Origin of the sequence: Gallibacterium trehalosifermentans, assembly GCF_042433055.1 — a bacterium.
GTDB classification, from domain to species: Bacteria; Pseudomonadota; Gammaproteobacteria; order Enterobacterales; family Pasteurellaceae; genus Gallibacterium; species Gallibacterium trehalosifermentans.
On the sequence record NZ_JBHLWB010000008.1, the window covers coordinates 42,716 to 56,481 of the forward strand.

The following is a 13,766-nucleotide window of genomic DNA, read 5'->3' on the forward strand; positions in this document are numbered from 1 at the left end:
TATTGTCTTTGAAACGAAAAAGGATAAGCAATGAAAGTTCGTGCGTCCGTAAAGAAATTATGTCGTAACTGTAAGATTGTTAAACGTGAAGGCGTAGTTCGTGTGCTTTGCAGCGATCCTAAACATAAACAACGTCAAGGTTAATTGATATATTTTTCTTGAAAAGAATTAGTTGAGCAGGTATACTGCGCAACTCTTTTATATAGTGTATTGGTATGTTGTTTGAGTATCCTGAAACGGGCTTTTCAGATCAACATACCAGATTTTTGTTAATCAAAAAATAGGAGTGCATAGTGGCCCGTATTGCAGGCATTAACATTCCTGATCACAAACACGCTGTAATTGCTTTAACAGCAATCTACGGAATTGGTAAAACCCGTGCGCAACATATTTGTGATGCAGTGGGAATTGCTGGAAGCGTTAAGATCAGAGAATTGTCTGAAGAGCAGATTGATAAACTGCGTGACGAAGTTGGTAAATTTACCGTTGAAGGTGATTTGCGTCGTGAAGTAACACTAAACATTAAACGTCTTTTAGACTTAGGATGCTACCGTGGATTACGTCATCGTCGTAGCTTACCGGTACGTGGTCAACGTACTAAAACTAACGCGCGTACCCGTAAGGGCCCACGCAAACCGATCAAGAAATAATCGGGGTAAATGATAATGGCTAAAACACCAGTTCGTACGCGTAAGCGTGTAAAAAAACAAGTTGTAGATGGCGTGGCTCATATTCATGCTTCTTTCAACAACACTATTGTTACGATCACTGATCGCCAAGGTAACGCTCTAGCATGGGCAACTGCAGGTGGTTCAGGTTTCCGTGGTTCTCGTAAATCTACTCCGTTTGCTGCACAAGTTGCTGCAGAACGTTGTGCCGAAATGGTTAAAGAATTCGGCTTAAAGAACTTGGAAGTTATGGTTAAAGGACCTGGTCCTGGTCGTGAGTCAACAATCCGTGCATTAAATGCAGCTGGATTCCGCATCACTAATATTACTGATGTGACTCCGATTCCTCATAACGGTTGTCGTCCACCGAAAAAACGTCGTGTGTAAGACGTATTAGGATAGTTGGAGAAAGAAAATGGCAAGATATTTGGGGCCTAAGCTCAAACTAAGCCGTCGTGAGGGCACAGACTTATTTTTGAAGTCAGGTGTTCGTGCGATTGAGTCAAAATGTAAAATTGATACTGCACCAGGTCAGCACGGTGCACGTAAGCCACGTTTATCTGACTATGGTAGTCAATTACGTGAGAAACAAAAAGTTCGTCGTATGTACGGCATTTTAGAACGTCAATTCCGTAACTATTACAAAGAAGCTAACCGCTTGAAAGGTAACACGGGTGAAAACTTATTAGTGTTACTAGAAGGTCGTTTAGATAATGTTGTATATCGTATGGGATTTGCAGCAACACGTGCAGAAGCGCGTCAATTAGTTAGCCATAAGGCTATTGTTGTTAATGGACGTGTAGTGAATATTCCTTCTTTCCAAGTTTCTGTTGATGATGTTATTGCAGTACGTGAAAAATCGAAAAAACAAGCACGTATTAAAGCATCATTAGAATTAGCAGAACAAAGAGAAAAACCAACTTGGTTAGAAGTTGATGCTGCTAAAATGGAAGGTGTTTTCAAACGTATTCCAGAACGTTCTGATTTATCAGCAGATATTAACGAACATCTGATCGTTGAGCTTTATTCTAAATAATAGAGTTTAACAGCAAAGAGAGGATAAAATGCAGGGTTCTGTTACAGAATTTTTAAAGCCACACTTAGTAGATATTGAGCAAATTAGCTCTACTCACGCTAAAGTAACCTTAGAGCCGTTAGAGCGTGGCTTTGGCCATACATTGGGTAATGCTTTACGTCGTATTCTTTTGTCATCTATGCCTGGTTGTGCAGTGACAGAAGTTGAGATTGATGGCGTATTGCATGAGTACAGTAGTAAAGAAGGGGTTCAAGAAGATATTCTTGAAGTGCTTTTAAACTTAAAAGGTCTAGCGGTTAAAGTTCAGAATAAAGATGATGTATTTCTGACACTAACAAAATCTGGAATTGGCCCTGTTGTTGCCGCAGACATCATTCATGATGGTGATGTTGAAATTGTAAATCCGGATCATATCATTTGTCATTTGACAGATGAAAATGCCTCTATTAATATGCGCATTCGTGTACAACGTGGTAGAGGGTATGTTCCTGCTTCAGCGCGTGTACATGATGAAGAACGTCCAATAGGTCGTTTATTAGTTGATGCGTGTTATAGTCCAGTTGACCGTATTGCTTATAATGTTGAAGCAGCACGTGTTGAGCAACGTACTGACTTAGATAAGTTAGTAATTGAAATGGAAACTAATGGAACATTGGATCCAGAGGAAGCAATTCGTCGAGCAGCAACAATTTTAGCAGAACAGCTTGATGCATTCGTTGATTTGCGTGATGTTCGTCAACCAGAAGTCAAAGAAGAAAAACCTGAGTTTGATCCGATTTTACTTCGTCCAGTAGATGACTTAGAGTTGACAGTTCGTTCTGCTAACTGTTTGAAAGCAGAAACAATTCACTATATCGGTGATTTAGTCCAACGTACAGAAGTTGAGTTACTTAAAACACCTAATCTTGGTAAGAAATCACTTACTGAAATTAAGGACGTGCTTGCTTCTCGTGGTTTATCACTTGGTATGCGCCTTGAGAATTGGCCACCGGCAGGTATTGCCGAAGACTAGTTTGGTCATAGGTTAAAGATTTTTCTGAGAAGGATAAGGTCATGCGCCATCGTAAGAGTGGTCGTCAACTAAACCGTAATAGTAGCCATCGCCAAGCGATGTTTCGTAATATGGCAAGTGCATTAGTTAGTCATGAAATCATCAAGACTACTTTGCCTAAAGCAAAAGAATTACGTCGTGTAGTTGAGCCGTTAATAACTCTAGCTAAAGTAGATAGCGTTGCAAATCGCCGTCTAGCTTTTGCTCGTGTTCGCGACAACGCAGTTGTTGCTAAATTATTTAATGAATTAGGTCCACGTTTTGCACAACGTGCGGGTGGTTATACTCGTATTTTAAAATGTGGTTTCCGTGCTGGTGATAATGCACCAATGGCATATATTGAATTAGTTGATCGTCAAGTTGCTGAAGAAGCAGCTGCTGCGACAGAATAATTTAATATTCATTATTTTAGAATTAAAAAACTGCATCTAAATTCAGATGCAGTTTTTTTATGCCTACTTTAAGGGAGAGAATGTTTTATATAATTGATGGAATAAATTTTATTTGTGATAGTTTTTATTTTTAAAGTTAGTAAGAACTTGTTATACTCAATAGCATTTTGATTCATTATTGTTTTGCTGTATAAAAGCTGGCTTTGGAGGATTCGCAAATTGAAATTTTTATCTTTTTCTCAATTATTGAAATCAATTCTATTTTCCTTTCCTATCTTATTTAGTTCATCTCTTGCCGCAGAAAAGCTCTACATTTATAACTGGACAGAATATATTCCAACGACTTTGATTCATCAGTTTACAAAAGAAACTGGCATTGATGTGGTCTATTCTACATTTGAAAGTAATGAAGAAATGTATTCAAAAATGAAATTAACCAATGGCAGTGGATATGACCTTATTTTTCCTTCTAGTTATTATATTGGCAAGATGGCAAAGGAGGGAATGTTAGCGAAATTAGATAAAAGTAAATTAAAGAATTTTGCTCAAATTAGTCCTGAATTATTAAATAGAGATTTTGATCCAAATAATCAATATTCATTACCATATGTTTATGGGTTGACGGGGATTGGTATAAATACAGCGGAAATAGAACCAAGTAAGATTACTAGCTGGTCTGATTTATGGAATCCAATATATAAAGGAAAGGTTTTATTAACTGCAGATTCTCGCGAAGTATTTCATATTGCTTTATTAATAAAGGGTTTTTCACCAAATACAACAGATGAAAAAGAAATTGTATCTGCTTATGATTTATTGAAAACATTAGTGCCAAATGTATTGGCATTTAATTCAGATTCTCCAGATGTGCCTTATTTACAAGGCGAGGTATCTTTAGGCATGATCTGGAATGGTTCGGCTTTCCGAGCAAATAAAGAAAATGAACATATTCAATTTATTTTTCCTAAAGAAGGCGCCATTATTTGGATAGATAACTATGCGATTCCTAAAAATGCGAAACATAAAGATGCAGCCTATAAATTTATTGATTTTATGCTTCGCCCAGAGAGTGCAAAAGCAGTGATTGAAACAATGGGCTTTTCTATGCCAAATAATGGTGTAAAAACGTTGCTTTCGGAAGATGATGCAAATAATCCAACACTTTTCCCACCACAAGAAGAATTACGAAAAGGAATTTTACAAGCAGATGTTGGTGATGCTATTGATATTTATGAGAAATATTGGAATAAGTTAAAAACTAATTAAGCGTTTTCAACGATTTTTCAATAAGAAACGTATATAATACACCACAATATTTAGTCTCCCTCATTATGTTATTGCATAATGAGGGAGTTGTATTAATAAATTATTAGAAGCTAATTTAGTTATTATTTAATAATAATTAAAAAATACTTTATAGGATTTTTTATGGAAAAGTTTCGTGTACATGGGCGGACGTGTTTAAAAGGCACCGTTAATATTTCTGGTGCGAAAAATGCGGCATTACCAATTTTATTTGCTGCAATTCTTGCAGAAGAGCCAGTAACATTACATAACGTGCCACGTTTGCGTGATATTGAAACCACATTAAAGATTTTGCATAAATTAGGTATAAAAGCTGAGTGGTGCGGTGAGCAAAGTGTTTATATTGATGCGAGTAATGTAACTAGTTTTGTTACGCCTTATGAATTGGTTAAAACAATGCGTGCGTCTATTTGGGCATTAGCTCCACTGACAGCGCGTTTTAATCAAGGGCAAGTCTCTTTACCTGGAGGTTGTTCGATTGGTGCTAGACCAGTTGATCTTCATATTTCAGGTTTAGAAAAATTAGGTGCAAAAATTATCTTAGAAGATGGTTATGTCAAATCGTTCGTATCATCACGTTTACAAGGCACACGTATTGTGATTGATAAAGTCAGTGTTGGTGCTACGATTTCAATTATGACTGCCGCAGTTTTAGCAAAAGGAACAACTATAATTGAAAATGCGGCGAGAGAGCCAGAAATTGTTGATACAGCGGAATTTTTGCAGAAAATGGGGGCAAATATTCAAGGGGCAGGAACTGATACCATTACTATTGAAGGCGTTGATCGCTTAGGGGGCTGTGAACATACAGTAATACCAGATCGTATTGAAACAGGAACATTCCTTGTCGCAGCCGCGGTATCAGGTGGTCGAGTAGAATGTCTTGGCACACGCGCAAGTACCTTAGATGCTGTAATTGAAAAATTACGTGAGGCAGGGGCGCAAATTGATGTAACAGAAAATAGCATTACGTTGGATATGATTGGACAACGTCCTAAAGCTGTGAATATTCGTACTGCACCTCACCCAGGGTTCCCGACAGATATGCAGGCGCAATTTACCTTATTGAATATGGTGGCAAATGGTACTGGTATTATCACAGAAACCATTTTTGAAAATCGTTTTATGCATATTCCAGAATTAATTCGTATGGGAGCTAAAGCTGAAATCGAGGGTAATACAGCCATTTGCCATGGTGTAGATCATTTGTCTGGCACAGAAGTAATGGCAACGGATCTTCGTGCTTCTGCAAGTTTGGTGATTGCGGGGTGTATTGCTCAAGGTGAAACGATAGTGGATCGTATTTATCATATTGATCGTGGCTATGAATGTATTGAGGAAAAATTGCGTGGTTTAGGCGCTCATATTGAACGTTTCTCAGTGTAAGATTAGATTATTCGTAGTTTTAAACCCTTGCTTTAGCAGGGGTTTTTTGTTTCTTGAGAAAAGGAGGGGATTTTTTATTAGGTTTAGATTTGGATTTAGATTTAGATTTCGTCCTAAAGGACGACCTACCTCAAATAAAAATGCCACCTACTGGTGGCATTTTCATCATCATTGATTAACGCTTTAATGTTTAAAAGACCATTTTAAACGACACGCTAGGGGTTTGTTCTACTGAACCCTTACGGCTAGAAACATTGTAACCAACAGACAAACTCGCAAGTGGTGAAAGTTTATAATCCACACTCACGCCTGCGCCAGTTGATAAACAGTTTTCTTGTGTACCTTCGGTAACGAATGATTTATCTTTCGCACCTTGGAATGACGCTCTCACCGAAGCAGGTTCTGCCATTAGGTTGTAGCCAACATTGGCATTTGCACCGACTAAAAGATTTGGAGCAACTTGTACTTTCACTTTTACCCCAACTTCGCTGGTCATCGTCTCAAAACTTCCCGCGTCTGCGTGTAGGTTTAAGATACCTGCGCCTTTTTCTGCATATGCGTTATTTCTCACTAAGTGGTAATCCAAACGTGCATAGCTTTCGAGTCTCACGGTGTCAGAAAGCGTGCTTGGTAAAGTTAACCCCAATCCTGCATAGGCAATTTTATTGCCATAGCTTGCACTAGCGGTATTACTTAAGAAGCTAAACTTACGTTCCGTATCCACTTTGCTGTAACCCACGCCAGCCTTATAGTCTAACGCTAAATCACCCGCTAATGGCGTGTTACCATAGATACCTGCTTGTACAGTTTTGCTCTTCACGCTTTGCGCTGATGGTGATTCACGACTGACTGCGCTATCTTCCACATAACCTAGCATAACGCCAAAACGATTGCCGTTATAGCAGCGCTCCGCACCGATACCGAAACCATAGCTTTCATCATAATAACCTGAGGCACCTTTATATTGATGCTGCTGGCGTTGGCTATGGAATGGTTTCACCCAGAGAGGATCGCCATCAAGATTTTCATGTGCATCACATTGTTGATAATTATCTGCCAATGTTGCTAACTGTTTACTGCTATCTGCCACAATTTGGCTACTTGCGCCCGATAAACTTGGCAAGACAGAAAGTAAGGCATCTTGCGCATCTGCATTATTCTCAAAGTTACGACGAGAAAGGTCAGCAAATGGACCATTTGGGTCATTAGTGAGTATCTCATCTAATACCTTAGCCACTCCTAATGCACGTGGTGCGTTATCCGTTGCAATCTTGGTTAAGCCATTTTTATCTTTTCTAGAGTATGAAATATCAACATTATTGCCATCAGTGGTAACTTTTGGCGTGAAGTTTTCTTTTGCGAACTCTCCTAAAAGATTGACCTCTTTAAAGTTACCATCTCTGCCGTCTGCGTCTGTTACCTCAATAAGTGGGTGTTTTAGCGCTGTGTCTAAATCATTGATGTCATCAATTTTTTGCAGGTCAAGATTTAACGTTCCATCTAAGGTTGCACGTTTTGCTCTAACTTTTCCTGTTTTTTCAGGGGTAACTTTCAGTTCTACCGTACCATTTGGCTTAACGGTTAAACTACCTAATTCAGCCCCATTTTCATCAACAGCTAAAGTAGCATTATCCTCTACCGTAACAGCGCTATTTGGTAAGCTTCCGCCATTAGTGATAGCCAGTTTTCCGCTCTTCACATTGGTTGCCCCTGTGAAGGCTGGATTTTGGTTGCTAACTTCTAATGTACCCTCACCGTTTTTATTTAATGCACCTGTACCGCTCAGTGCTGCTGTCGGCGCTAATGCAATGCTTTTATCTTTGTCAATATCAAGATTGAGGTTACCATTGATTGCGATAGTATCGCCATCACCGATATTCAAGCCATTAAATAATGGGGTGTCATCGGTTGGTTTTAAATTTAGATTTCCATTTTCGCCAATCGTAATGCTAGCGTTGTCATCAGCGCCTGCTTGCGACGGATCAGACATAATATTGGCTGCGGTTAAATCACCATTAACGGTTAAGCTACCTTTATTGACTTCTAACGCTTTATCGCCATTTTCACCGACTTTGAGGCTACCAGCTTTTGCATTTTCGTCATCGCTCTCTTTGGCATCTACCGTTACGCTACCGCCATTGATTTTTGCTGATTCTTTTGCGGTTACTTCTGCTCCCTCTTTAACCGATAATGCACCGCCCTCTTCAACAGATACGTTATCGGCAACTACTTCACCCTCAACTACTAAGGCATCAGGCGAGTCGGCATCATTACCCGCTGTATCTGTTTTTTTGTTACCAACGGTTACATTCTCACTGTTTAATTTAGAGTTTTTAGCGACTGTAAGCTTACCGTCGTTAACATTGGTTGCTGCTAAGGTATTTTCTGGTGCAGTCAGTTTTAACTCACCTTCACCATTTTTGTTTAAAGTACCTTTATTGCCCTCTTTATCTGCTGAAATTGCGGCGGTAGGTTCTTGGCTGACGGTACCACCTGCAGGGACGTCCACATTTAAGGTACCGCCCACACCAATATTGTCGCCCTTGGCGGTGTTAAAGCCATCAAATAAGGTATCTCCGTCTGCTGGTTTGAGGTTAACTGTGGCGTCAGGTTTGATAGTAACATTCGCATTGGTATCCCCATCTGTTGCATCAGAAGAGGTAATGTTGCGCGCGTTAAGTTCACCCGCTACGGTTAAATCCCCACCGTTTAACTTAATGTCTGCTGGCGTGGTTTGTGTACCAGCGGTTAATGTTGTACCTTTCTCAACATCAATGGTGCCATTATTGACCTCAATGCCTTTTTCAGCGTTTAAGTTACCGCCAGTTACATCAACATCACCACCATTTACGGTAAGTTTATCTTTTGCGGTGAGAGTACCTGCATTGGTTAGGTTCCCATCACTTTTCACTGTTAATGCACCGTCAACTGTTGCGGTTGCGCCTGCTTTAATATCAAGCTTCACATCTTTGTTGCCGTCGCCGTTACCGACATTTAAAGGACCAGTGTTTTTCAAGGTTGCACCATTATCAACGGCTAATGTGCCTTTGTTAATGTTGGTGGTACCACTGGTTAAGTCGCCTTGTTTTACATTCAAGGTTCCATTGTCCACATCAACCTGACCAATCTTATTACCCTTTGCAGTTAAATCAAGCGTACCCTCTCCTGCTTTCGCTAAAGTCCCTGTACCGGAGAAAGGCGCATTTGCATTTTGCGTTACGGTTTTATTTGGCGTGGTATTAACAGTCAGTTTACCTGCAATATCGATAATATCTTTGGTGCTCTCATCGCCATCTTTGGTATTTAGCCCATCAAATAGTGGTTTGTCATCGCTTGGCGTCAGGGTTACGTCTGCCCCTTTGGCGATACTCACTTTTGCTTGTTTTCCATTGCTTGGGTCTTCGGTGGCAATAATATTACCCGCAGCCAAATTTCCTTTGACATCTAATGTACCAGCATTTAACTCGAGGTTTTTATCGCCATTTTCGCCGACTTTCAGACTACCAGCTTTCGCATTCTCGCCTTCGCCTTTTGGTTCAACGGTTACGGTACCGCCGTTAATTTTGGCGCTCTCTTTTGCGGTTAACTCTGTGCCTGATTTAACATTTAACGCATCACCAGTAACGGTCAAATTATCGGTGGTGAGATTGGCGGAAACATCTAAGGTACCATCTTCTAGGTTTACACTACCAAAGGTGTTTTTAGCGGCTAAATTAAGTGTTCCATTACCTTGTTTATTGAATGTCCCTGAGCCAGTAACATCTGCGGTACTCGCTTGATTTACCGTTGCGTCAGCAGCCACATTCGCATTCCATGTACCATCAACGGTAATGCCATCTTTCCCTTTTTCACCCGCCGCATTGGTGGTTGAGTTGAAGTCTTGGAAGAGCGTATCACCATTGACTAAATTAGTGGTTAGGGTGCTGCCCGCTGCCACAGTAACCGTTGCTTTATCGCTATCGGTGGCGTGTGGGTCAAGGGTTTTAATATTGCCTACTGTCGCACTACCACTGGTGATTTCTAGCGTCCCGTTGTCCACGACAACATCGCCATAATCTCCAGCATTATTGGTCGTGGTTAAGGTACCACCCGCTACCGTAAGTTTTGGAATAACCTCATCTGTTGTATAGGTTTTGTTGTCATCAATTAATACATCGCTGGTATGGCTAATGCTGCTACCAGTGGTTAATTCGAGTTGACCACCTGAAACCGTAGTTTTTCCAGTGTAATTATGTTCACCATTGAGGATAAGCTTGCCAGCGCCTGCTTTTTCAAAGTTCCCAGTGCCAGTAACTTGACGGGTTAATGTCGCAGGATCGGCAAAGTTAAGTTTTAAAGTCCCTTTTTTCGTTGCATCGGTGCCGGTTGAAATCGCTGATGTCGCATTTCCCATTGCGCCAGCGTTATCAAATTGCAATGTTCCGCCAGTAATTGCGGTGGTACCAGTAAAGTCGTTAGCGGTATTGTTGACGATAGTTGTGCCAGAACCGACTTGTGTTAAATTCCCTGCGCCGCTTAGTTTATTGGCAACGGTAATTTCATTGCTACGGTTTACTTCAAGTGTTGCACCTGATTGGAGGGTGATGCTTGCGGTACCAAGATTTCCGGTTTCGCCACCATTACCTAAAGCAAGTGTGCCGCCTTTAACATCAACTGCACCAGTATATTCATCACTATTGGCAATAATGATTTCTTTATTCGTGCCATATTTGATGATGTTTCCGCTTCCTGAGATCACGTTATTTGCATGGAGAGTATTTTCTCTATTACCGTGGTCGAGTGCTAAGGTTGCGTTCTCATTAATCACGATATTGCCAGCAACGCCACCCATTGATGCCGTATTGTTATGTAATTTACAAGAATGGGTATTGCCTGGTCCGCTATTAGTAGAGCAACTACCAAATGATAAAGTTCCTTCGTTAATAGTAGTTGTACCAGTATATTCATGATCTGTTGTAAGAACTAATGTACCGCCACCCGTTTTAGTAATCCCACCAGTACCTTTAAAAACAACTAGGTTCGGGGTTTTATTTGATTCAGTTCCATCTCTAAATACGACACCTTTACCTTGGTCAACATCGACAGTAAAGGTTCCAGTTAGGTTAATTTGATCGTCTTTAGTTAATTTATTAAATAGGAAGGTATATTTGCTAGCCATATTTTTGACGCTTAGGGTTGCATCGCCAATATTGATTACTACTTTAGTGTTACTGTCTTGTTTATTTAAGATATTCCATTGGGTATTATTATCATTACCTGTATTACTGCTAACGGCCACTCCTGTAATATCTATAATTAATTTAGCATTATTTTGTAAATTAAGGGTGGCTGTTTGGTTATTTAAATTTTTAAAGTATAGGTTACTTCTGGCTAATGTTAATTCACCGCCATCGAGCGTTAAGGTACTGCCACCATATAGTAGAGTGTTTCTTTTTACTTTAATCTGGCTACCTGAATTAATAGCTAATGTTGCTGTGCCAGATCCGTCAGCTATAATAGTGTTACCACGACCTGACCCCCAGCCTTCTACAATATTTCCATTAAAACCAATCGCAATATCTTGAAGATCTTGATGCAGGGCAGAGTTATTATTCATCGTAAATGTATGACCACCGGTTAAAACGATAGAGTCTGTCCATTTATTCGATACCTGCGTATAGATTTCATTACCTGTTGCGTTATCTGTTGTAATCGAACCACCTTTAAGCCATAAACTTGATTCTCTAGTATTCCAGCGGAAATCATTAAAGACAGAATAGGTTCTTCTATCTGCTTCATTTGGGATCTCTACATCTGTTTTTGTTACTGTTCCTGCATAAGCAGATTGCACACTGACCGCTAAACCAGAAAGAAGAAATACCTTAGCTACCCCCCTCCCATTGATGATTTAGATTGTTTTCTTTAATAGTTTTTGTTTTTCCTTTAGCAAGAGTTAATTCAGATACACATTGCCAAACGCCTAATGTGGTATTCCAAATAACTCGATAAATCTTATTCATAATTTTTCCTAATGTAATTTTAATACAAATAAAATTAAATTTTACGTATAAAAAAGTATGGCGTAATGATAAAAAGGCAAAATTTTAGCATATTTTTTGATAAGTGCTAGGGGAGAGGGGATTTTTAATTTACAAAACGTATTTTTAAAGTCAGTAAGAATTTATTGAGTATCATTTTCTAGAAAGAGTAAAGAATGGTAGTTATCCCTCCTTTTTAGGGAGGGAGATGTTAATGTGTAAGATTAGCTTTCTTGTTGTTTTTGATAACTGTAAGCTGCTTTAATAAAGCCAGTAAATAAAGGGTGTCCATCTCGCGGGGTTGAGGTAAATTCCGGGTGGAATTGACAAGCAACAAACCAAGGGTGATTTGGCACTTCGATGATTTCAACCAATTTCTTATCAGCTGACCATCCTGTTACTTTTAACCCCGCTTTTTCAATTTGCGGTAATAATTTATTGTTCACTTCATAACGATGGCGATGACGTTCTTCGATAGTTTCTTTGCCATATAATTGGCGAGCTAAGCTACCTTCTACTAAATGGCATTGCTGGGCACCAAGGCGCATTGTGCCACCAAGATCAGATTTATCACTACGAACTTCAACATTTCCCTCTGCATCTTGCCATTCTGTAATTAAGCCAATGACAGGTTGAGGACAATTTTTATCAAATTCTGATGAACTTGCATCTTTCATTCCTGCAACATGACGAGCATATTCAATCAAAGCAATTTGCATTCCTAGGCAAATACCTAAATAAGGAATATTATTTTCGCGTGCGTATTGTGCGGTCAGAATTTTGCCCTCAATACCACGATAACCAAAACCACCTGGAACAAGAATTGCATCTAAGCCTTTTAATAAATCAGTTCCTTTTGATTCAATATCTTGTGAATCAATATATTTAATATTCACACTTAATCTATTTTTTAAACCACCGTGTTTAAGTGCTTCATTTACTGATTTATAAGCATCTGGTAATTCAGTATATTTTCCAACCATACCAATGGTAACTTCACCTGTTGGATTTGCTTCTTGATATAGTACATTTTCCCATTCAGAAAGATCTGCTTCAGGGCAATCTAAATGGAAACGTTGACAAATAAAGTCATCTAAACCTTGAGATTTTAGTAATGCTGGGATCTGATAAATGGAATTAACATCTTTTAATGAGATAACCGCTTTTTCTGGCACATTACAGAAAAGTGCAATCTTCGCACGCTCATTTGGTGGAATAATGCGATCAGAACGGCAGATTAATACATCTGGTTGAATACCGATTGAGAGCAATTCTTTCACGGAATGTTGTGTTGGTTTTGTTTTCACTTCACCCGCTGTGGCAATATAAGGCACTAGTGTTAAGTGCATAAATAAGGTTCTTTCTCTACCCACTTGTACTGCGAGTTGACGCAATGCTTCTAAGAATGGTAAAGATTCAATATCACCAACTGTGCCACCAACCTCGACAATGACAACATCGTGTCCAGCAGCACCTTCAATAACTTTTGCTTTAATTTCATTGGTAATATGAGGAATAACTTGAATAGTTGCACCAAGATAATCGCCACGACGTTCTTTACGTAATACTTCAGAATAGATTTTCCCAGTGGTAAAGTTGTTACGTTTGGTCATTTTGGTGCGGATAAAACGTTCATAATGTCCTAAATCAAGATCGGTTTCAGCGCCGTCTTGCGTAACAAATACCTCACCATGTTGTGTTGGGCTCATTGTACCTGGATCAACGTTGATGTAAGGATCCAGTTTCATCATGGTAACATTTAGCCCTCGAGCCTCTAAAATAGCTGCAAGAGATGCCGCTGCGATACCTTTACCTAAAGAAGAAACGACACCGCCTGTGACAAAAATATAATTGGTTGCCATTGTTTATGCCTATTTAATAAAAAGTGAGTGGAAATTTAAGATTGAGAGA

Annotated in this window: 11 protein-coding genes; 8 read left to right on the top strand and 3 right to left on the bottom strand. The window is 39.5% G+C overall.

All coding sequences use genetic code 11. The features are described from left to right. Positions 1 to 30: 30 nt before the first annotated feature. The 8 genes from rpmJ (at position 31) to murA (ending at position 5,838) form a co-directional block, all read left to right on the top strand. Positions 31 to 144 (top strand): 50S ribosomal protein L36, encoded by a 114-nt coding sequence (rpmJ, locus tag ACFFHK_RS07330; protein ID WP_005548767.1) that lies wholly within the window; start codon positions 31 to 33, stop codon positions 142 to 144. A gap of 149 nt (positions 145 to 293) precedes the next feature. Continuing rightward, positions 294 to 650, top strand: coding sequence for a 30S ribosomal protein S13 (gene rpsM, locus ACFFHK_RS07335; protein ID WP_382371048.1), 357 nt, complete (start codon positions 294 to 296; stop codon positions 648 to 650). A gap of 15 nt (positions 651 to 665) precedes the next feature. Continuing rightward, complete coding sequence (rpsK, locus tag ACFFHK_RS07340) at positions 666 to 1,055, top strand: 30S ribosomal protein S11 (RefSeq protein ID WP_132690360.1); 390 nt, start codon at positions 666 to 668, stop codon at positions 1,053 to 1,055. Between the two features lie 28 nt (positions 1,056 to 1,083). Next, entirely contained in the window at positions 1,084 to 1,704 is a 621-nt protein-coding gene (gene rpsD / locus ACFFHK_RS07345) for a 30S ribosomal protein S4 (RefSeq protein WP_382371051.1), read from the top strand. Positions 1,705 to 1,732: 28 nt separating this feature from the next. Further along, positions 1,733 to 2,716, top strand: a complete 984-nt coding sequence (locus ACFFHK_RS07350) for a DNA-directed RNA polymerase subunit alpha (protein ID WP_382371053.1) — start codon at positions 1,733 to 1,735, stop codon at positions 2,714 to 2,716. 41 nt (positions 2,717 to 2,757) lie between these two features. After that, positions 2,758 to 3,147 (top strand): 50S ribosomal protein L17, encoded by a 390-nt coding sequence (gene rplQ, locus ACFFHK_RS07355; RefSeq protein ID WP_382371055.1) that lies wholly within the window; start codon positions 2,758 to 2,760, stop codon positions 3,145 to 3,147. Between the two features lie 219 nt (positions 3,148 to 3,366). After that, complete coding sequence (locus ACFFHK_RS07360) at positions 3,367 to 4,413, top strand: extracellular solute-binding protein (RefSeq protein ID WP_382371057.1); 1,047 nt, start codon at positions 3,367 to 3,369, stop codon at positions 4,411 to 4,413. A 162-nt stretch (positions 4,414 to 4,575) separates the two neighbouring features. Continuing rightward, positions 4,576 to 5,838 (top strand): UDP-N-acetylglucosamine 1-carboxyvinyltransferase, encoded by a 1,263-nt coding sequence (murA, locus tag ACFFHK_RS07365; protein WP_382371059.1) that lies wholly within the window; start codon positions 4,576 to 4,578, stop codon positions 5,836 to 5,838. Positions 5,839 to 6,028: 190 nt separating this feature from the next. Here murA and ACFFHK_RS07370 read toward each other — a convergent pair whose 3' ends face one another. The 3 genes from ACFFHK_RS07370 to pyrG all read right to left on the bottom strand — a co-directional run bounded on the left by ACFFHK_RS07370 (position 6,029) and on the right by pyrG (position 13,717). Then, entirely contained in the window at positions 6,029 to 11,668 is a 5,640-nt protein-coding gene (locus ACFFHK_RS07370; RefSeq protein ID WP_382371061.1) for an autotransporter domain-containing protein, read from the bottom strand. Between the two features lie 31 nt (positions 11,669 to 11,699). Beyond that, positions 11,700 to 11,837: an ESPR domain-containing protein gene (locus ACFFHK_RS07375; RefSeq protein WP_382371063.1), complete on the bottom strand. Its 138-nt coding sequence runs from the start codon at positions 11,835 to 11,837 to the stop codon at positions 11,700 to 11,702. Positions 11,838 to 12,079: 242 nt separating this feature from the next. Then, complete coding sequence (gene pyrG, locus ACFFHK_RS07380) at positions 12,080 to 13,717, bottom strand: glutamine hydrolyzing CTP synthase (RefSeq protein ID WP_382371065.1); 1,638 nt, start codon at positions 13,715 to 13,717, stop codon at positions 12,080 to 12,082. Between the last annotated feature and the right edge of the window lie 49 nt (positions 13,718 to 13,766).

Coding starts and splice junctions, on each gene's coding strand:
- rpmJ (WP_005548767.1), top strand. CDS start 31: ATGAAAGTTCGTGCGTCCGTAAAGAAATTATGTCGTAACTGTAAGATT.
- rpsK (WP_132690360.1), top strand. CDS start 666: ATGGCTAAAACACCAGTTCGTACGCGTAAGCGTGTAAAAAAACAAGTT.
- rpsD (WP_382371051.1), top strand. CDS start 1,084: ATGGCAAGATATTTGGGGCCTAAGCTCAAACTAAGCCGTCGTGAGGGC.
- ACFFHK_RS07350 (WP_382371053.1), top strand. CDS start 1,733: ATGCAGGGTTCTGTTACAGAATTTTTAAAGCCACACTTAGTAGATATT.
- rplQ (WP_382371055.1), top strand. CDS start 2,758: ATGCGCCATCGTAAGAGTGGTCGTCAACTAAACCGTAATAGTAGCCAT.
- murA (WP_382371059.1), top strand. CDS start 4,576: ATGGAAAAGTTTCGTGTACATGGGCGGACGTGTTTAAAAGGCACCGTT.
- ACFFHK_RS07375 (WP_382371063.1), bottom strand. CDS start 11,837: ATGAATAAGATTTATCGAGTTATTTGGAATACCACATTAGGCGTTTGG.
- pyrG (WP_382371065.1), bottom strand. CDS start 13,717: ATGGCAACCAATTATATTTTTGTCACAGGCGGTGTCGTTTCTTCTTTA.